The 18,167-nt window shown below is 58.1% G+C and carries 20 protein-coding genes and 1 tRNA gene; 4 read left to right on the top strand and 17 right to left on the bottom strand.

The window, feature by feature from the left end:
* Positions 1-7: 7 nt before the first annotated feature.
* From fdx to trmJ, 9 genes are all read right to left on the bottom strand, one after another.
* Positions 8-349, bottom strand: coding sequence for an ISC system 2Fe-2S type ferredoxin (fdx, locus tag HX801_RS00630; protein ID WP_003209674.1), 342 nt, complete (start codon positions 347-349; stop codon positions 8-10).
* 3 nt (positions 350-352) lie between these two features.
* The gene (hscA, locus tag HX801_RS00625) at positions 353-2,215 is read right to left on the bottom strand and encodes a Fe-S protein assembly chaperone HscA (protein ID WP_087695132.1); all 1,863 of its coding nucleotides are present in this window, start codon (positions 2,213-2,215) and stop codon (positions 353-355) included.
* Between the two features lie 51 nt (positions 2,216-2,266).
* Entirely contained in the window at positions 2,267-2,788 is a 522-nt protein-coding gene (gene hscB / locus HX801_RS00620) for a co-chaperone HscB (protein ID WP_008438289.1), read from the bottom strand.
* Positions 2,789-2,796: 8 nt separating this feature from the next.
* Positions 2,797-3,120 carry an iron-sulfur cluster assembly protein IscA gene (gene iscA, locus HX801_RS00615; protein ID WP_003209680.1) on the bottom strand — a complete coding sequence of 108 codons (324 nt, stop codon included), beginning with the start codon at positions 3,118-3,120 and terminating at the stop codon, positions 2,797-2,799.
* Positions 3,121-3,148: 28 nt separating this feature from the next.
* Complete coding sequence (iscU, locus tag HX801_RS00610) at positions 3,149-3,535, bottom strand: Fe-S cluster assembly scaffold IscU (protein ID WP_003209682.1); 387 nt, start codon at positions 3,533-3,535, stop codon at positions 3,149-3,151.
* A 102-nt stretch (positions 3,536-3,637) separates the two neighbouring features.
* Positions 3,638-4,852 carry an IscS subfamily cysteine desulfurase gene (locus tag HX801_RS00605; RefSeq protein WP_008438290.1) on the bottom strand — a complete coding sequence of 405 codons (1,215 nt, stop codon included), beginning with the start codon at positions 4,850-4,852 and terminating at the stop codon, positions 3,638-3,640.
* Positions 4,853-4,902: 50 nt separating this feature from the next.
* Positions 4,903-5,394, bottom strand: a complete 492-nt coding sequence (gene iscR / locus HX801_RS00600) for a Fe-S cluster assembly transcriptional regulator IscR (RefSeq protein WP_003210305.1) — start codon at positions 5,392-5,394, stop codon at positions 4,903-4,905.
* A gap of 302 nt (positions 5,395-5,696) precedes the next feature.
* Positions 5,697-6,482 (bottom strand): serine O-acetyltransferase, encoded by a 786-nt coding sequence (gene cysE / locus HX801_RS00595; RefSeq protein ID WP_008438291.1) that lies wholly within the window; start codon positions 6,480-6,482, stop codon positions 5,697-5,699.
* Between the two features lie 2 nt (positions 6,483-6,484).
* Complete coding sequence (gene trmJ / locus HX801_RS00590; protein WP_003210307.1) at positions 6,485-7,255, bottom strand: tRNA (cytosine(32)/uridine(32)-2'-O)-methyltransferase TrmJ; 771 nt, start codon at positions 7,253-7,255, stop codon at positions 6,485-6,487.
* A 145-nt stretch (positions 7,256-7,400) separates the two neighbouring features.
* Between trmJ and suhB the strand changes: the two genes are divergently transcribed.
* On the top strand, positions 7,401-8,216 hold the full coding sequence (gene suhB / locus HX801_RS00585; protein ID WP_003175971.1) for an inositol-phosphate phosphatase: 816 nt from the start codon (positions 7,401-7,403) through the stop codon (positions 8,214-8,216).
* A gap of 51 nt (positions 8,217-8,267) precedes the next feature.
* Here the strand turns inward: suhB and HX801_RS00580 are convergent, their stop codons facing one another.
* The 6 genes from HX801_RS00580 to queA all read right to left on the bottom strand — a co-directional run bounded on the left by HX801_RS00580 (position 8,268) and on the right by queA (position 14,347).
* Positions 8,268-8,816, bottom strand: a complete 549-nt coding sequence (locus tag HX801_RS00580) for a glycine zipper 2TM domain-containing protein (protein ID WP_003210309.1) — start codon at positions 8,814-8,816, stop codon at positions 8,268-8,270.
* A gap of 123 nt (positions 8,817-8,939) precedes the next feature.
* Positions 8,940-9,854: a protein translocase subunit SecF gene (secF, locus tag HX801_RS00575; protein WP_177021399.1), complete on the bottom strand. Its 915-nt coding sequence runs from the start codon at positions 9,852-9,854 to the stop codon at positions 8,940-8,942.
* Between the two features lie 9 nt (positions 9,855-9,863).
* On the bottom strand, positions 9,864-11,732 hold the full coding sequence (gene secD / locus HX801_RS00570; protein ID WP_003210312.1) for a protein translocase subunit SecD: 1,869 nt from the start codon (positions 11,730-11,732) through the stop codon (positions 9,864-9,866).
* 62 nt (positions 11,733-11,794) lie between these two features.
* Positions 11,795-12,133 (bottom strand): preprotein translocase subunit YajC, encoded by a 339-nt coding sequence (yajC, locus tag HX801_RS00565; protein ID WP_003175975.1) that lies wholly within the window; start codon positions 12,131-12,133, stop codon positions 11,795-11,797.
* A 43-nt stretch (positions 12,134-12,176) separates the two neighbouring features.
* The gene (gene tgt, locus HX801_RS00560) at positions 12,177-13,292 is read right to left on the bottom strand and encodes a tRNA guanosine(34) transglycosylase Tgt (RefSeq protein ID WP_003210314.1); all 1,116 of its coding nucleotides are present in this window, start codon (positions 13,290-13,292) and stop codon (positions 12,177-12,179) included.
* Positions 13,293-13,297: 5 nt separating this feature from the next.
* The gene (gene queA, locus HX801_RS00555) at positions 13,298-14,347 is read right to left on the bottom strand and encodes a tRNA preQ1(34) S-adenosylmethionine ribosyltransferase-isomerase QueA (RefSeq protein WP_008438293.1); all 1,050 of its coding nucleotides are present in this window, start codon (positions 14,345-14,347) and stop codon (positions 13,298-13,300) included.
* Positions 14,348-14,455: 108 nt separating this feature from the next.
* On the opposite strand from queA, the gene HX801_RS00550 reads away from it, so the two are divergent.
* A tRNA-Leu gene (locus HX801_RS00550) sits at positions 14,456-14,540 on the top strand.
* A gap of 94 nt (positions 14,541-14,634) precedes the next feature.
* Positions 14,635-14,964 (top strand): hypothetical protein, encoded by a 330-nt coding sequence (locus HX801_RS00545; protein ID WP_003210318.1) that lies wholly within the window; start codon positions 14,635-14,637, stop codon positions 14,962-14,964.
* Here the strand turns inward: HX801_RS00545 and HX801_RS00540 are convergent.
* A complete protein-coding gene (locus tag HX801_RS00540) occupies positions 14,961-15,596 on the bottom strand; it encodes a LysE family translocator (RefSeq protein WP_102605677.1) in 636 nt (211 codons plus the stop codon). The genes HX801_RS00545 and HX801_RS00540 overlap by 4 nt on opposite strands.
* 157 nt (positions 15,597-15,753) lie before the next feature.
* On the opposite strand from HX801_RS00540, the gene HX801_RS00535 reads away from it, so the two are divergent.
* Complete coding sequence (locus tag HX801_RS00535; RefSeq protein WP_177020406.1) at positions 15,754-16,122, top strand: PH domain-containing protein; 369 nt, start codon at positions 15,754-15,756, stop codon at positions 16,120-16,122.
* A gap of 105 nt (positions 16,123-16,227) precedes the next feature.
* Here the strand turns inward: HX801_RS00535 and HX801_RS00530 are convergent, their stop codons facing one another.
* Complete coding sequence (locus HX801_RS00530) at positions 16,228-17,982, bottom strand: hypothetical protein (RefSeq protein WP_177020405.1); 1,755 nt, start codon at positions 17,980-17,982, stop codon at positions 16,228-16,230.
* Positions 17,983-18,167: the final 185 nt, after the last annotated feature.

The raw sequence follows: 18,167 nt of genomic DNA, 5'->3' as shown, positions 1-18,167 counted from the left end.
CCTTGAATCAGTGCGGCGCTTCAGCGGCATGGTTGAGCGAATACTTCGGAATTTCGACGGTAAGGTCTTCTGTTCCCACTTTTGCCTGACAGCTCAATCGCGACGTCGGCTCAAGGCCCCACGCCCTATCAAGATAGTCCTCTTCCAGCTCATCAGCCTCTTCGAGGCTATTGAAACCTTCGCGGATGATGCAATGGCACGTGGTACAGGCGTTAACGCCGCCGCAGGCGCTTTCGATCTCGATGTGGTTATCGTGAGCGACTTCGAGAATGGACTTGCCGGTCTCAGCCTCCACAACCATACCGTCCGGGCAATGCTCGGCGTGTGGCAGAAAAATGATCTGCGGCATCAGTTAATCCTCAAGTTCATTCAAGTTGCGGCCCGCCAGGGCGGCTTTTACCGTCTGGTCCATACGACGGGCGGCAAAGGCATCGGTCACTTGCGACAGGCGCTTGGTCTGTTGCTCGATGGCGTAACCATCGGTGCCTTTCATCAATTCAGCCAGTTCCTGCATTTGCAGGTCGATGACCATGCGCTCTTCGGCATCCAGCAGACGTTCGCCGTCAGCTTCCAGGGCGCCCTGCACCGCTTCGAGCAGGCGCTGGGCGTCGACTTGCTGCTCACGCAGCACGCGGGCGACCTTGTCGTCACCGGCGTACTGGAACGAATCCTTGAGCATCTTGGCGATTTCACCGTCGGTCAGGCCGTAGGACGGCTTGACCTGGATGCTGGCTTCAACGCCGGAGGCCAGTTCACGAGCGGCAACGCTGAGCAAGCCGTCGGCGTCGACCTGGAAGGTCACGCGAATCTTCGCCGCACCAGCGACCATCGCCGGAATGCCGCGCAATTCGAAGCGCGCCAGGGAACGGCAGTCGCTGATCAGCTCACGCTCGCCTTGCAGCACGTGAATCATCATGGCCGTCTGGCCATCTTTGTACGTGGTGAAGTCCTGGGCGCGAGCAACGGGGATGGTGGTGTTGCGGGGAATCACCTTCTCCATCAGGCCGCCCATGGTTTCCAGCCCCAGGGACAACGGAATCACGTCGAGCAAAAGCAGTTCGCCACCATCACGCTTGTTACCGGCGAGGGTATCGGCCTGGATCGCGGCACCGATAGCCACCACTTGATCCGGGTCGATTTCAGTCAGCGGCTGACGGCCGAAGGCTTCAGCGACCGCCTCACGAACACGCGGCACGCGGGTCGAACCACCCACCATGACCACGGCGACCACGTCTTCCAGCTCGACACCGGAATCACGCACGGCGCGGCGGCAGGCTTTCAGGCTGCGGGCGACCATCGGTTCGATCAACGAATCGAACGCTTCGCGGGTCAGTTGAGCCGACCAGCTACCGTAGGAAACTTCAACCGACGCAGCGTCAGTCAGCGCTTCTTTGGCGGCACAGGCAGTTTGCAGCAAATTACGTTGCGCACCCGGGTCCAGGTCGGCAGACAAGCCGGCGCTGGTGATGATCCAGCCAGCAATGGCGTGATCGAAGTCATCGCCACCCAGGGCGGTATCGCCACCGGTAGCCAGCACTTCGAAGACACCGCCGGTCAGGCGCAGGATCGAAATATCAAAGGTACCGCCGCCCAGGTCGTAAATAGCCACCAGGCCTTCGGCGTGCTGATCCAGGCCGTAAGCCACAGCGGCTGCGGTCGGCTCGTTGAGCAGGCGCAGCACGTTCAGGCCGGCAAGTTTCGCCGCATCCTTGGTGGCCTGGCGCTGAGCGTCATCGAAATATGCAGGAACAGTAATCACCGCACCTACCAGTTCGCCACCCAAGGTGGTCTCGGCGCGCTGGCGCAAGACCTTGAGGATATCGGCCGACACTTCCACCGGGCTTTTCGGGCCCTGGATCGTGTCGATGAACGGCATATGTGATTCGCCGCCGACAAAGCGGTATGGAAGCTGGTCGCCCAGCTGCTTGACGTCGGACAAACCACGACCCATCAAGCGCTTGACCGACAGCACGGTATTCAAAGGATCGGTAGACGCCGCCAGCTTGGCCGACTCGCCCACTTCGGTACGGTCAGCGTGATAACGCACGGCAGACGGCAGGATGACCTGGCCATCCGCGTCGGGCAGCGGCTCGGAAAGACCGCTGCGCAATGCAGCGACCAGCGAATTGGTAGTGCCCAAGTCAATCCCGACCGCCAGACGACGCTGGTGCGGTTGAGGACTTTGACCGGGTTCGGCGATCTGCAGTAGGGCCATGGTAATCAGGACTTATCTGTATATCAGGCGTGCAACCTGGGCGGCACTGGGTTAATCGTCGAGGCGCTCTTCTAACTGGCGCACTTCGTAGGTGAGCTTGTCGAGGAACTGCATGCGCCGCATCAGGCGTTCGGCCTGTTCACGTTGCGCTGCATCATCCCAACAGGCTGCGAAGCTTTCGTTGAGTTCATCCTGGGCCACTTTCAGACGGCGCTTGAACACTGCGACTCCGGCCAGATCAGCCTCGTCCTGCAGTTCTTCAAGCTCCTCGCGCCATTGCATCTGCTGCATCAGGAAATCAGGGTCCTGGACCGTGACTTCAAGCGGCAGCTCGCGACCGCCCATCGCGAGCAGGTAGCGCGCGCGTTTGGGAGGGTTCTTGAGCGTCTGATAGGCTTCGTTGAGGCTGGCTGATTGCTCCAGCGCCAGGCGTTGCTCACGCTCGGAAGCGTCAGCGAAGCGGTCCGGATGCACCCCACGCGCCAGTTCACGGTAGCGCGTGGCAAGCTGTTCAAGGTCCAGTCGAAAACTCGGCTGCAGCTCGAACAAAGCGAAATGACAAGGAGTACCCACGATCAGCCTCAGATGTTGAAGCTTTCGCCGCAGCCACATTCACCGCGTACGTTGGGGTTGTTGAACTTGAAGCCTTCGTTCAACCCTTCCTTGACGAAATCGAGTTCGGTGCCGTCCAGGTAGGTCAGGCTTTTCGGGTCGATGATCACCTTTTCGCCGTGACTCTCGAACACCTGATCTTCCTCGACCACCTCGTCGACAAACTCCAGCACGTAGGCAAGGCCGGAACAGCCCGTGGTGCGCACACCCAGACGAATCCCCTCACCTTTACCGCGCCCATTCAGGGAGCGGCGAATGTGCTGCGCAGCCGCTTCTGTCATGCTGATAGCCATCGTGACTCCTTACTCGTCGCCAAATTGCTTAGATCAAGCCTTTCTTCTGCTTGTAGTCGCGAACGGCCGCCTTGATGGCGTCTTCCGCGAGTACCGAGCAGTGGATTTTCACTGGCGGCAAGGCCAGTTCTTCGGCCAGTTGGGTGTTGCTGATAGTCACAGCCTCATCCAGGGTCTTGCCTTTCATCCATTCGGTCGCCAGGGAGCTGGAGGCGATGGCCGAACCGCAACCGTAGGTCTTGAACTTGGCGTCTTCGATAACGCCAGCTTCGTTGACCTTGATCTGCAGGCGCATAACGTCGCCGCACGCCGGAGCGCCGACCATGCCGGTGCCGACATCAGGGTCTTCCGCGTTCATCTTGCCGACGTTGCGCGGGTTTTCGTAGTGGTCGATGACCTTTTCGCTGTAAGCCATGGTACTGAATCCTCACTCATCAGGGCCGCTCTGGAACCCTGCAAACACGCCTGCGTTTTCCGCCACGTCTTTACAGAGCCTTTTGGGTGGCGGCTTCTATATTTAGTGTGCCGCCCACTCGATCTTGGAAATGTCGACACCGTCCTTGTACATGTCCCACAGCGGGGACAAGGTACGCAGCTTGGTGACGGCCTCGCAGACTTTCTGCGCGGCGTAGTCGACTTCTTCTTCGGTGGTGAAACGGCCGAATGTAAAGCGGATCGAGCTGTGAGCCAGTTCGTCGTTGCGGCCCAGGGCGCGCAGGACGTAAGACGGCTCAAGGGAAGCCGAGGTGCAGGCCGAGCCGGACGAAACCGCCAGGTCCTTGAGCGCCATGATCAGCGACTCGCCTTCGACGTAGTTGAAGCTCAAATTCAGGTTGTGCGGTACACGGGCGGTCATGCTGCCGTTGATGTACAGCTCTTCAAGGTGCTCGACCTGCTTGTAGAAGCGATCGCTCAGGGCCTTGATGCGCACGTTTTCGGCAGCCATGTCTTCCTTGGCCACACGGAACGCTTCGCCGATGCCGACGATCTGGTGGGTCGCCAGGGTGCCCGAACGCATGCCGCGCTCGTGACCGCCGCCGTGCATGGTGGCTTCGATACGTACGCGAGGCTTGCGGCTCACGTAGAGCGCGCCAATGCCTTTAGGGCCGTAGGTCTTGTGGGCAGAGAACGACATCAGGTCGACTTTCAGTTTCGACAGGTCGATATCGACCTTGCCGGTGGACTGAGCAGCGTCGACGTGCAGCAACACGCCCTTGGAGCGGGTCAGCTCGCCGATGGCGGCGATGTCGTTGATGGTGCCGATTTCGTTGTTCACGTGGATCACGGAAACCAGGATGGTGTCTTCACGCATCGCGGCTTCGATCATCGCAGGGGTCACGATACCGTCGGTGGTTGGCTCAAGGTAGGTAACCTCAAAACCTTCACGCTCCAGTTGGCGCATGGTGTCGAGGACAGCCTTGTGCTCAATCTTGGTGGTGATCAGGTGTTTGCCTTTGGTCGCGTAGAAATGCGCCGCACCCTTGATTGCCAGGTTGTCGGACTCGGTTGCACCGGAGGTCCAGACGATTTCACGTGGGTCGGCATTCACCAGGTCAGCGACCTGGCGACGAGCGTTTTCCACTGCTTCTTCGGCTTTCCAGCCGAAAACGTGGGAACGGGACGCCGGGTTACCGAAGTTTCCGTCAACCAGCAGGCATTCGCTCATCTTTTGCGCGACACGCGGATCAACCGGGGTGGTCGCTGAGTAATCAAGGTAAATCGGCAATTTCATGGACTTTCTCCTAAATCAGGCTGGCTGGCGTGCCGTTAGCTCTTCGGCTGTCACTCGACGGCGGACGCTTCAATCTTGTCCAGACGCGGCGCCTTGGTGTTGCAACGGCGCTGGTCCTGACGCTGGGCTACTTCTTGCACCTCACGGCGAGTCACAAGATCAGCCAAGCTGATACCACTCAAAAACTCATGGATCTGCAGGCTCAGGTCACACCACAAGTGGTGCGTAAGGCAGGTATCGCCTGCGTGGCAATCACCCAGGCCCTGGCATTTGGTGGCATCGACGGATTCGTTCACCGCGTCGATCACCTGGGCGACCTGGATGCCCTGCATGTCGCGGGACAATTGATAGCCGCCGCCTGGACCACGAACGCTGGAAACCAGATTGCTGCGGCGCAACTTGGCGAACAACTGCTCGAGGTAGGACAGGGAAATGCCTTGGCGCTCGGAGATATCGGCCAGGGACACCGGCCCATTTTGCGCGTGCAAGGCCAGGTCAAGCATGGCGGTCACCGCGTATCGGCCTTTTGTAGTCAGTCTCATGGACAAGTACCAAGGTGTTTCAGAATGGGAGCAAGTATGCGATTCCCGAGTATTTAAGTCAACTATAAGACCTAGTACTTTAGTCAGGAATACCCGTAAAAAGGGCGCGCGAATCATAGCAGGGCGGGACGGGATGGACCAGCGGGAACAGGGCCAAGCGGGAATTCGGGACTAATGAAGGTCAAAATGTGGGAGCGGGCTTGCTCGCGAATGCGGTGATTCAGTCAATATATTCGGTGACTGACGCGCAGCTTTCGCGAGCAAGCCCGCTCCCACATGGGTTTTGCAGTGATTGCGAGATTTCAGCCAGCCTTGGTGGCGGCACTTTCGTCCTTGATCTCGGCAAAGTCTTCCTTGCGCAGCTCAGGCAGATCCTTGGCGCAGTAGCTGCTGCCGAGGTCTTTCAGGGCGCCGCACATACCGTCCAGCTTGCCGTCCACCGCTTGCAGGTGATCCAGCAACTGACCGATGGCACGCGCTACCGGGTCAGGCATGTCTTCGCTGACGCCATAGGCATCGAAGCCGATCTTCTCGGCCATGGCCTTGCGCTTCGCTTCCTGCTCATCACCCACTTCCGGCTTGACGATGATCCGCCCCGGAATACCGACAACCGTTGCGCCAGGCGGTACAGCCTTGGTCACCACAGCATTGGAGCCGACCTTGGCGCCCGCACCCACGGTAAACGGACCGAGCACCTTCGCGCCCGCCCCTACTACAACGCCATCTTCCAGCGTAGGGTGGCGCTTGCCTTTGTTCCAGGTTGTGCCGCCCAGGGTCACGCCCTGGTACAGGGTCACGTCATCACCAATCTCGGCGGTCTCGCCAATAACGATGCCCATGCCGTGGTCGATAAAGAAACGACGGCCGACCTTGGCGCCCGGATGAATCTCAATCCCGGTCAACCAACGGCCGAAGTTCGATACCAGCCGCGCCAGCCATTTCCAGCCCATGCCCCACAAGGCGCCGGACAGGCGATGGATCCAGATCGCGTGCATGCCCGGGTAGCAGGTCAGCACTTCAAAGGCATTGCGCGCCGCCGGGTCACGGTGGAAAACACTCTGGATATCTTCTCGCAAACGCTCGAACATTTTTAATCCTTCCGCTTAAGAAGCTCGCCACGGGCCGCTTTCTGGGTTTCCGTGAGGATGCCACGCAATATATTCATTTCCGCTCGGCTGACCGAGCTGCGTCCGTACAACCGACGCAGGCGCGCCATCAAGTGCCGCGGTTTTTCCGGATCGAGGAACTCGATGGCCACCAGGGTTTGCTCCAGGTGCTCATAGAATCGCTCCAGCTCGTCCATGGTGGCCAGTTCGCCACTCTTGGTCGATGCAACCTCATCCTTTTCAACCTTGCTTGGCTGGCCTTCAGCGGCCAGCCAGGCCATGCGCACTTCATAGCTCAACACCTGCACCGCTGCCCCGAGGTTCAGCGAACTGAACTCGGGGTCTGATGGGATGTGCACGTGATAATGACATCGCTGCAGCTCTTCATTGGTCAGGCCGGAGTCTTCACGGCCGAATACCAAGGCGATTTCAGCGCCGCCGGCGGCCTCTTCCACGACTTTGGTCCCGCATTCGCGAGGATCCAGCAGCGGCCAGGGGATGCGACGGTCGCGAGCGCTGGTGCCGAGCACGAGGTTGCAGCCGACCAGGGCGTCTTCCAGGGTGGCAACGACCTGGGCTTTTTCGAGGATGTCATTGGCGCCGGACGCGCGCGCATCGGCCTCGTGGTGCGGGAACACCCGCGGCTCCACCAGCACCAGGCGCGTCAGCCCCATGTTCTTCATGGCTCGCGCCACGCCGCCGATATTGCCGGGATGACTGGTATTGACGAGGACGACACGGATGTTTTGCAGCAAGGGAGGCGCTCTCGGACACGGGAAAGGGGAGCAAATCTTACAGAACAGCCTAAGGTTATGCCATGAAAGGTAACGTCGTCCTTCACCTGAAGAAAGTTTCTGCTAGAATGCTCGGCTTTCTTTAACAACCTTAGGTGACACATCCATGCAGCCCATGCTGAATATCGCGCTGCGCGCCGCCCGCAGCGCCAGTGAATTGATCTTCCGCTCCATCGAGCGCCTGGATACCATCAAGGTCGACGAAAAAGACGCCAAGGATTACGTATCCGAGGTGGATCGCGCCGCCGAGCAGAAAATCATCGACGCGCTGCGCAAGGCCTACCCTACCCACGGCATCCTCGGTGAAGAAACCGGCCTGCACAAAGGTAGCGGCGAAGGCGAAGACTACCTGTGGATCATCGACCCACTGGATGGCACCACCAACTTCCTGCGCGGTATCCCGCACTTTGCCGTGAGCATTGCCTGCAAATACCGTGGCCGCCTGGAACACGCCGTTGTGCTGGACCCGGTTCGCCAGGAAGAATTCACCGCCAGCCGTGGCCGTGGCGCCCAGTTGAACGGTCGCCGCCTGCGCGTCAGCGGTCGCACCAGCCTCGACGGCGCCCTGCTGGGTACCGGCTTCCCGTTCCGTGACGACCAGATGGACAACCTGGAAAACTACCTGGGCATGTTCCGCGCCCTGGTTGGCCAGACCGCCGGCATCCGTCGCGCCGGCGCAGCCAGCCTGGACCTGGCGTATGTCGCTGCCGGCCGTTTTGATGCGTTCTGGGAGTCGGGCCTGTCCGAGTGGGACATGGCTGCAGGCGCACTGCTGATTCAAGAAGCGGGCGGCCTGGTGAGCGACTTCACCGGTGGTCACGACTTCCTGGAGAAGGGTCACGTGGTTGCCGGCAACACCAAATGCTTCAAGGCAGTCCTGACGGCGATCCAGCCGCACCTGCCGGCTTCGCTGAAGCGCTAAGCGAGCGAGCACAAAAAAGCACCCCTCGGGGTGCTTTTTTTATACCTGGGATTACTGCTGCGGCTGGTTCTGACCGATAACCAGGCGCCCTTCCTTGTCGACGGGGATCTGGTTGCCTGGATCACGATCCATGCGCACGGAGCCTTCCTTGCCGTCCAGGGTGTAACGTACGTCGTACCCGACAACCTTGTCGCTGATGTCATTAACGGTATTACAACGAGTTTGCGTGGTGGTGTAGGTATCGCGGTTCTGCATGCCTTCCTGAACCTTGTTACCAGCGTAACCGCCACCGACCGCACCGGCCACGGTGGCCAGCTTCTTGCCATTACCGCCGCCGACCTGATTACCCAACAGGCCGCCCGCCAGCGCACCGACCACCGTACCGACGATCTGATGCTGATCCTGCACAGGTTTCTGCCGGGTTACGGCAACATCCTTGCAGACTTCACGCGGGGTTTTAATCTGGGTTTTCACCGGCTGCACCGCCAGCACTTGCGCATACTCAGGGCCGCTTTTTACCAGGCTGTAGGTGGCAACAGCACCCCCGGCAGTCACACCGACAGCACCCAATACCGCACCAACCAGTAACGACTTGTTCACGTGAACCTCCTGACCATCACAAACGGACCGAACGATCCGCGCTATACCCAGCCTTGGAGCAAAAAAAAAGGCGCGAGTTCAATACTCGCGCCTTATTTGTAACAGCAGATCAACAATCACCCATCAAGGGCGGTCGTCGACCTCCTTGCCGGTGCTGGCAGGAGGGATCAAGTCTTCGCTGTTGAGGTTCAGCCAGATCAGTACCACGTTGGCGATGTAGATCGACGAGTAGGTACCCGCCAGCACGCCGATGAACAGCGACAGCGAGAAGCCCCACAGGTTGTCGCCACCGAACACCATCAGTGCGGCAATCGCCAGCAAGGTGGAGATCGAAGTCGCCATGGTGCGCAGCAGGGTCTGGGTGGTGGAGATGTTGATGTTCTCGATCAACGTCGCCTTGCGCAGCACCCGGAAGTTCTCACGAACCCGGTCGAATACCACGATGGTGTCGTTGAGGGAGTAGCCAATGATTGCCAGCACCGCCGCCAATACCGTCAGATCGAAGGTGACCTGGAAGTAGGCCAGGATACCCACGGTCACGATCACGTCGTGGATCAGCGACACAATGGCGCCGACACCGAACTTCCACTGAAAGCGGAAAGCCAGGTAGATCATGATGCCGACCAGCGCCATCAGCATGCCGAGGCCGCCTTGGTCACGCAGTTCTTCACCTACCTGCGGGCCCACGAACTCGACGCGCTTGACCGACGCCGGGTTGTCGCCGCCGACCTTCTGCAAGGCCTCGGCTACCTGGTGACCCAGTTGCGGGTCTTCGCCCGGCATACGCACCAGCAGGTCAGTGGTTGCACCAAAGCTCTGGACGATGGCTTCGTGATAGCCGGCCTTGACCAGCTCGTTGCGCACCAGGCTAACGTCGGCCGGCTTCTCGTAGGTCAGCTCGATGAGCGTACCGCCGGTGAAGTCCAGACCGTAGTTCAGGCCCTTATGGAACCAGCTGAACAACGCCAGAACGGTAAGGAGCATGGTGAAGCCGAACGCAACGTTGCGAACGCCCATGAAGTTGATTGTACGTAACATGGCAGCCCCTTAAATCCACAACTTCTTGAAGTCACGTCCGCCAAAGATCAGGTTGACCATTGCGCGGGTCACCATGATGGCCGTGAACATCGAGGTAAAGATACCGAGGGACATGGTCACCGCAAAACCTTTGACCGGGCCGGTGCCCATGGCAAAGAGAATCCCGCCGACCAACAGGGTGGTCAGGTTGGAGTCGAGAATTGCAGTAAATGCCCGGCCGAAGCCTTCGTTGATTGCCCGTTGCACGGTCATGCCCGCAGCAATCTCTTCACGAATCCGCGAGAAGATCAGTACGTTGGCGTCAACCGCCATACCCATGGTGAGTACGATACCGGCGATACCTGGCAGGGTCAGCGTTGCACCCAGCAGCGACATCAGGGCCAGCAGCATCACCATGTTGCCCGCCAGCGCGACGGTGGCGATGACGCCGAAGAAGCGATAGATGGCGATGATGAACAGGGAGACGAACAGCATGCCCCACAGTGCAGCGTCGATACCCTTGGTGATGTTGTCAGCACCCAGGCTCGGGCCGATGGTACGTTCTTCAGCGAAGTACATCGGGGCGGCCAGGCCACCGGCACGCAGCAGCAGCGCCAGTTCGGACGACTCACCCTGGCCGTTCAGGCCGGTGATGCGGAATTGAGCACCCAGCGGCGACTGGATGGTCGCCAGGCTGATGATCTTCTTCTCTTCTTTAAAGGTCTGTACCGGTACGTCTTTCTCGACGCCGTCGACCACTTGCTTGGTGTAGGTGGTGACAGGACGCTGCTCGATGAAGATCACCGCCATGCTGCGACCGACGTTGCTGCGGGTTGCGCGGCTCATCAGTTCGCCGCCGTGGCCATCCAGGCGGATGTTCACTTCAGGCGTACCGTGCTCGCCGAAACCAGCCTTGGCGTCGGTCACCTGGTCACCCGTAATGATCAAGCCACGCTCGATCAGTGCAGGTGGACGATTGCCTTCACGGAACTCGAACTCTTCTGCAGTAGCACGGGTAGCACCCGGCTCAGCCGCCAGGCGGAATTCCAGGTTGGCTGTTTTACCCAGGATACGCTTGGCTTCAGCGGTGTCCTGCACGCCCGGCAGTTCAACCACGATGCGGTTGGCACCCTGGCGCTGAACGATCGGCTCGGCCACACCCAGCTCGTTGACGCGGTTACGTACCGTGGTCAAGTTCTGCTTGATCGAGTATTCACGGATTTCCGCCAGCTTGGCCGGGGTCATCGCCAGACGCAGTACCGCCTGACCATTGAGGTCGGCCGGAACAATGTCGAAATCGTTGAAGTTCTTGCGGATCAGCGCACGGGCCTGTTCGCGGGTTGCTTCGTCAGCAAAGCCCAGCTGGATGGCACCGTTGAGCTGCGGCAGGCTGCGATAACGCAGGCGCTCTTTACGCAGCAGGCTCTTCACATCGCCTTCGTAGACTTTCAGGCGAGCGTCGAGGGCCTTATCCATGTCCACTTCCAGCAGGAAGTGCACACCACCGGACAAGTCCAGACCCAGCTTCATCGGGTGTGCGCCGATCGCGCGCAGCCATTTTGGCGTGGTCTGTGCCAGGTTCAGTGCGACGACGTAGTCATCACCCATGACCTTGCGCACAACGTCTTTTGCCGGCAATTGGTCTTCTTGCTTGGTCAGGCGCAACAAGCCGCCCTTCGCATCAGCAGCCAAACTTGCCGCTTTAACCTGGATACCCGCGTCGGTGAGCGCTTTGCTCGCACGGTCCAGATCAGCCTGATTGACCTGCAGCGCAGTGCTGGCGCCAGTGATCTGGATAGCCGGGTCATCAGGATAGAGATTGGGAGCGGAATAAATAAAACCGATCGCCAGCACCGCCAGGATCAGTACGTATTTCCACAGAGGGTATTTGTTCAGCATCACGCCGCCCGCTTATAACGCGGGGCGCCTTGCGCGCCCCGTCGATTGGTAAAGGTTGTTACTTAGATCGCTTTGAGCGTGCCTTTTGGCAGCGTGGCAGCGATGGCGCCCTTCTGGAACTTCATTTCTACGGTGTCGGAGACTTCCAGAACCACGAAAGCGTCGGACACTTTAGTGATCTTGCCGGCGATGCCGCCAGTGGTCACGACTTCGTCGCCTTTCTGCAAGCTGCCCAGCAGGTTCTTCTGCTCTTTGGCGCGCTTGGCCTGTGGACGCCAGATCATCAGGTAGAAGATGACCAGGAAGCCGACCAGGAAAATCCACTCAAAACCACCGCCCATAGGACCGGCAGCGGCCGGTGCAGCGGCATCAGCCATGGCATTAGAGATAAAAAAGCTCATTTAGCACTCCAGTTGCAAATAGTGAATCTTAGGGTCGGAAAACTCAGTCCAAGGGCGGCACAGGCAGCCCGCGCTTGGCATAGAAGGCATCGACGAAGGCGGCCAATGTACCCTGTTGAATAGCCTCGCGCAAACCAGCCATCAGGACTTGGTAGTGACGCAAATTGTGGATGGTATTCAACATGCTACCCAGCATTTCCCCACACTTGTCCAGATGGTGCAGATAAGCGCGCGAGAAGTTCTGGCAGGTGTAGCAGTCACAGGTAGGATCCAGTGGCGATTCATCATGGCGATGGAACGCGTTACGGATCTTCAGCACGCCTGTATCGATGAACAGATGCCCATTGCGGGCATTACGGGTTGGCATCACGCAATCGAACATGTCCACACCGCGGCGCACACCCTCTACGAGATCCTCCGGTTTGCCAACGCCCATAAGGTAACGAGGTTTGTCAGCCGGCATCAGGCCCGGCAGGTAATCCAGCACCTTGATCATCTCGTGCTTGGGCTCGCCCACTGACAGGCCGCCGATGGCCAGGCCGTCGAAGCCGATCTTGTCCAGGCCTTCGAGCGAGCGCTTGCGCAAGCTTTCATGCATGCCGCCCTGCACAATACCGAACAGGGCAGCGGTGTTATCGCCATGGGCGTTTTTCGAGCGCTGGGCCCAACGCAACGACAGTTCCATGGAAATCCGCGCGACGTCTTCATCGGCCGGGTACGGCGTGCACTCGTCGAAAATCATCACGATGTCGGAGCCCAGGTCACGTTGCACCTGCATCGACTCTTCCGGGCCCATGAACACTTTGGCGCCGTCCACCGGGGAGGCGAAGGTCACGCCCTCCTCCTTGATCTTGCGCATGGCGCCCAGGCTGAACACCTGGAAACCACCGGAGTCAGTGAGGATCGGGCCTTGCCACTTCATGAAGTCATGCAGGTCGCCATGCTTCTTGATCACTTCGGTGCCCGGGCGCAGCCACAGGTGGAAGGTGTTGCCGAGGATGATCTCGGCGCCCGTGGCGACGATGTCACGCGGCAGCATGCCTTTTACCGTGCCGTAGGTACCGACCGGCATAAAAGCCGGGGTCTCGACGGTACCGCGAGGGAAAGTCAAACGGCCGCGGCGAGCTTTACCATCCGTGGCCAGCAATTCAAACGACATACGACTCATGATTGTTCCTCTGGGCCGCGCGGCGCCGGATTACGGGTGATAAACATCGCATCACCGTAGCTGAAAAAACGGTATCCGTTATCGATGGCGGCTTGATAAGCGGCCATGGTCTCGGGATAACCGGCAAATGCCGACACCAGCATCAACAGCGTGGATTCCGGCAAATGGAAATTGGTCACCAGAGCATCGACCACATGAAACGGCCGGCCCGGGTAGATAAAGATGTCTGTGTCGCCACTGAACGGCTTGAGCACGCCATCGCGCGCCGCGCTTTCCAGCGAGCGCACGCTGGTCGTACCGACCGCCACCACCCGCCCGCCGCGCGCCTTGCACGCTTCAACCGCATCCACGACGTCCTGGCTGACTTCCAGCCACTCGCTGTGCATATGGTGGTCTTCGATGTTATCCACACGCACCGGCTGAAACGTGCCGGCCCCCACGTGCAGGGTCACATAGGCCGTTTCAACGCCTTTGGCGGCAATCGCATCCAGCAGCGGCTGGTCGAAATGCAGCCCCGCCGTCGGTGCAGCCACCGCGCCCAGTCGCTGGGAATACACCGTCTGATAACGCTCGCGGTCCGAGTCTTCATCCGGGCGGTCTATATAAGGAGGCAACGGCATATGGCCGACGCGTTCCAGCAGCGGCAACACTTCCTCGGCAAACCCAAGCTCGAACAACGCATCATGACGGGCCAGCATTTCTGCTTCGCCACCGCCATCGATAAGGATCTTCGAACCCGGTTTCGGCGACTTGCTGGAGCGCACATGGGCCAGCACGCGATGGCTGTCCAGCACCCGCTCCACCAGGATTTCCAGCTTGCCGCCGGATGCTTTCTGGCCAAAAAGGCGAGCCGGAATCACCCGAGTATTGTTGAAAACCATCAAGTCGCCTGGGCGTAAATGCTCAAGCAAATCAGTGAATTGACGGTGTGCGAGGGCACCGCTGACCCCGTCCAGGGTCAGCAGTCGACTGGCGCGACGCTCGGCCAAAGGATGGCGAGCGATCAGCGAATCAGGGAGCTCAAAAGTAAAGTCAGCAACGCGCATGATGGGGTTCGTCTAGCAGGGCCGGGAAGTCTAGCGGAAATAGTGAAAATTGACCATGAAACGTGATTGACCAACGGTAATCTCATCTCTATACTTCGCCGCCATTGAGCCCTGATGGCGGAATTGGTAGACGCGGCGGATTCAAAATCCGTTTTCGAAAGGAGTGGGAGTTCGAGTCTCCCTCGGGGCACCATCTTAAAAAAAGACCTTGAAATTCAAGGTCTTTTTTTTCGCCTGCAGGAAAGTGATGATGGGCGGGCGAACGCGAGAAAAGAGGAACCTTGGCCATGGAACAGACGCTGGAAGCTGTAGCGCTTTTTGCGCTCAAGCTGGTGCATGAGACCGAAGGCGCGAGCCCGATTCTGCGGGACGACCTGGTCATGGACGGCTATGAGCGGGAGGTGTTTGGCTTGCTGGTGCGCAAGGGCGATATCAATGCCATCCAGCATAAGATCGACGAGTGCCTGGCATTGGCCCTCGAATCCCTGGGCGGTGCACACACCGTGATGGGCCGCGAGCTGCAACGGCTTGCGGTGGATGCGCGCCAAGCGACGACACTCGAAGAACTCAATGCCCCGCTCAACGCACTCAAGGATTACCTGAAGGCGATCCTTTAACGCCTGCCTTCGACCGCCATGCGTACAGCCAGGCCCATCAGCACCGAGCCCATCAACCAGCGCTGTACGGTTTGCCAGACCGGTTTGCGGATGAAGAACCCCGCGATCGAGCCCGCCATCAGAGCGATCAGCCCGTTGACGCTCACGCTGATCATGATCTGCGTAAAGCCCAGTACCAGCGATTGCGAGAGCACACTGGCGTGCCCGTTGGGGTCGATAAACTGGGGCAGCAACGACAGATACATCACTGCCACTTTGGGATTCAGCAGGTTGGTGACAAAGCCCATCATGAACAGCTTGCGCGGGCTGTCCTTGGGCAAGTCCCGCACCTGGAAGGGCGACCGGCCACCCGGCTTCACCGCCTGCCAGGCCAGGTAAACCAGATACAGCGCCCCGCCGAGCCGCAGCGCGTCGTAGGCATAGGGAACCGCCATCACCAACGCGGTGATACCCAATGCCGCGCAGAACATATAGACGACAAAACCCATCGCAACGCCGCCCAGGGAAATCAGCCCGGCCAATCGCCCCTGGCAGATCGACCGCGAAATGAGGTAAATCATGTTCGGGCCGGGCGTCAGTACCATGCCGAGCGAGATCAGGCCGTAGGCAAGCAGGCTGGAGAGTTCGGGCATGGTGTGGCTCCTTGACGACGTAAAACCTTGTGATGGCCGGCGGGTTGTTGGCGCCATGGTAGGTCGATAAAAGGAACGCCGTTAGATACAGATCCGCGAGCAAAACGTCATACACCGGTACCGGCATCCGCTGCACCACTCACCCAAGGAAAGGCACATGATCGACTTCAACAACAAAGGCTTCTTCAAGCTCAAGCAGAACAACGAATACGCCGAGCGCGTTTCGTCATTGCTGCTGGATGATGAGCAGGTCATCGATTCCTATAAGGCCATGCGCGATGGGGTGGTGTTCACCACCAAGCGCATCATCGCCGTGAACGTGCAGGGAATTACCGGCAGCAAAAAGGATTTCACGTCCCTGCCGTATAAAAATATCGTCGCGTATTCGGTGGAAACCTCGGGGACCTTTGACCTGGATTCGGAGTTGGAGATTTACTTTTCGGCGGTGGGGAAAGTGAAGTTTGAGTTCACGGGGAAGACGTCGATTGTTGAGATATCGAGGGTGATTTCCCGGCATATGCTTTGAACCAATGCGCTGCTCAGGACTACCTGAAAAAACCATTGAAGAAGCCAGCCTTGCCCGTGATCGGACCTAAACAATCACGCCCGCTCAGGGGCAAACCACTGGACGTCATAACAGTTTGCAGATCACGTCCAGCTCATCGAAAACAAAGCGCGTATTAGCCCTGCAATAGACATCATAGTGCTCGGTCATCTGCCTTCCGCTCTGCGACTGGTTGAAGTAAGCGTCTACCATCTCCTGAGGCCGATGCATCCGTGGTTTGCTCAACACTCGCTCTTCGGTAATGTGTTGATCTTTTCGAACCTGCACCCGCCCATCACGTAGAATATTCCGAAGCAGATTCCACTCATAAAAGAAAATACCATCCAGTTCATAAAAGTTCAGGAAGGGGATATTGTGCAACAATACAAAGTGACTATTACCTGCGTGAGCACCGGCCAGGCCATGCTGGCTCAGTTTCTGGCGAATACTTTCATCGGAAATAGTGTCCCTTAGCACGGCCAACTGCCTGACAAAGCCGGTACGAAAATTAGCATTAAGAAATAGCTGGCACTGCTCCGAAAGATAGGTTGGAATTTCCGATAATTGATATTTAACCTGAATAAAGTAATAAATATCATCCTCTAGGTCCCGAACCACCAAATCAATATCATACCCCTTGATTTTCGCATTATTGCCCGGCTTGAATTCCCCAAACACCTCCAGGCGTGGATCGTTGAGTTTTTTAATGTAATTTAAAACGTAATCTTTTTCGAAGCCGGCTCCGAGCAGTTGGCCAAAGTCCGCCTCTTTCCCATTGATGGTTGCGGTACCTAGCAAGTACCTGACGAATTTTCTCAACCCATACTTAAAGTTCAGCGCTCCCCGCACATAAACGCCGCCCTTGTATTCTATGAAACTGCTGGCGGAGTCCAACGTTGGTGCGCGTCCGGCCAAGGCACTGTTGATCATATCCACCGTGGCAGGACTGACAATAGTCCTCAGGTAAGCTTCATCGGTTGTACGTTCGCCCGACATCACACGCAGCTCCAGGTGAACGGCAAAATCGACTATTTCTCGCAAGTAATGATACTTTGGATGCCGTGTCATGGCGGCGGACAAGTACTCCGAATGTATAGACAGGCATTTATCGAGAGTCTGATCCACCAGAAGCCCACGCAAATCCGGATTCAAACGGCCATATTTCTGCAACAGTTCCGCCATGTCATACAATGTGCGTGTATCACTGATTTTAGAATTAGCCTCAGTAACCTCCGCCAACCAATACCCCTTGATCCGTCGCTGTAGTTTCGCGGTAGGTACAATGTGAAGAGTGCTCCCAACCAACCTGGCAGTCAGAAGCCCATGCCCCATGAGAAAATAGATTTCACTGAGGTAATAACACAACCACAAGTTAGCATTCTTCAGGATGGATAAGTTATGTACGGCTCGCAGCTGCAGGTTTTCGGCAATCCTGTTGCACGTATATTCAAGCGCCGCCCATGTGTAGGCTTTACTAAAATCAGCGTACGTATCACTTCCCGACGCTGATGACGCACCATGACCTGCAGACGCCACCTCAATCCTGAAATAGCTACCCAGTTGATCTGTGAACCGGTTAACCGTATTAGGGTTGAGCGGTGTGTTGTCTTCGAAGAGATACTGCGGCAGCGATTGTCGGGCCTGTTCCAGGTTTGCCTTAAGTTTCTCCCAGAGTATTGCCTGAACCTGTTCGGGACAAATCAGCCGACGCAGTGCGGGTATTTTGTAAAGCATTCGACTGCGCCAGGTGAGACGTTTGCCAGCTGGCGGGAGGGCAGTCGTGTTCGCCATAGGGTCATGCAAAAAGGCAAGTAGTTGCGGGTCTACATCTTCATAAATCATCAACTGGCGTCCTGTCCAATTTCCACTGAGGGCAGGCACTCGCCTTATCCCTATCGGTTATGGCGCATGACCCTAGCATATCGACACACCGGTTTTTCGACGCCTGCACGCGAACTGGAAGCTTCCTACACCTGATTAGGAGGTGAGCACCCATTCAGAAAGTGAGTTTTCCCACGCACACCATC

This window comes from Pseudomonas sp. G1002, assembly GCF_013385455.1.
In the GTDB taxonomy this organism is placed as follows: Bacteria; Pseudomonadota; Gammaproteobacteria; order Pseudomonadales; family Pseudomonadaceae; genus Aquipseudomonas.
Note: the sequence above shows the minus strand (reverse complement) of the source record. Positions and strands in the feature narration are given on the sequence as shown.

Excerpts from the sequence above, each read along its gene's own strand:
- fdx (WP_003209674.1), bottom strand. The coding sequence starts at position 349 with ATGCCGCAGATCATTTTTCTGCCACACGCCGAGCATTGCCCGGACGGT.
- hscA (WP_087695132.1), bottom strand. The coding sequence starts at position 2,215 with ATGGCCCTACTGCAGATCGCCGAACCCGGTCAAAGTCCTCAACCGCAC.
- iscA (WP_003209680.1), bottom strand. The coding sequence starts at position 3,120 with ATGGCTATCAGCATGACAGAAGCGGCTGCGCAGCACATTCGCCGCTCC.
- iscU (WP_003209682.1), bottom strand. The coding sequence starts at position 3,535 with ATGGCTTACAGCGAAAAGGTCATCGACCACTACGAAAACCCGCGCAAC.
- HX801_RS00605 (WP_008438290.1), bottom strand. The coding sequence starts at position 4,852 with ATGAAATTGCCGATTTACCTTGATTACTCAGCGACCACCCCGGTTGAT.
- iscR (WP_003210305.1), bottom strand. The coding sequence starts at position 5,394 with ATGAGACTGACTACAAAAGGCCGATACGCGGTGACCGCCATGCTTGAC.
- cysE (WP_008438291.1), bottom strand. The coding sequence starts at position 6,482 with ATGTTCGAGCGTTTGCGAGAAGATATCCAGAGTGTTTTCCACCGTGAC.
- suhB (WP_003175971.1), top strand. The coding sequence starts at position 7,401 with ATGCAGCCCATGCTGAATATCGCGCTGCGCGCCGCCCGCAGCGCCAGT.
- secF (WP_177021399.1), bottom strand. The coding sequence starts at position 9,854 with ATGTTACGTACAATCAACTTCATGGGCGTTCGCAACGTTGCGTTCGGC.
- secD (WP_003210312.1), bottom strand. The coding sequence starts at position 11,732 with ATGCTGAACAAATACCCTCTGTGGAAATACGTACTGATCCTGGCGGTG.
- yajC (WP_003175975.1), bottom strand. The coding sequence starts at position 12,133 with ATGAGCTTTTTTATCTCTAATGCCATGGCTGATGCCGCTGCACCGGCC.
- tgt (WP_003210314.1), bottom strand. The coding sequence starts at position 13,292 with ATGTCGTTTGAATTGCTGGCCACGGATGGTAAAGCTCGCCGCGGCCGT.
- queA (WP_008438293.1), bottom strand. The coding sequence starts at position 14,347 with ATGCGCGTTGCTGACTTTACTTTTGAGCTCCCTGATTCGCTGATCGCT.
- HX801_RS00545 (WP_003210318.1), top strand. The coding sequence starts at position 14,635 with ATGGAACAGACGCTGGAAGCTGTAGCGCTTTTTGCGCTCAAGCTGGTG.
- HX801_RS00540 (WP_102605677.1), bottom strand. The coding sequence starts at position 15,596 with ATGCCCGAACTCTCCAGCCTGCTTGCCTACGGCCTGATCTCGCTCGGC.
- HX801_RS00535 (WP_177020406.1), top strand. The coding sequence starts at position 15,754 with ATGATCGACTTCAACAACAAAGGCTTCTTCAAGCTCAAGCAGAACAAC.
- HX801_RS00530 (WP_177020405.1), bottom strand. The coding sequence starts at position 17,982 with ATGATTTATGAAGATGTAGACCCGCAACTACTTGCCTTTTTGCATGAC.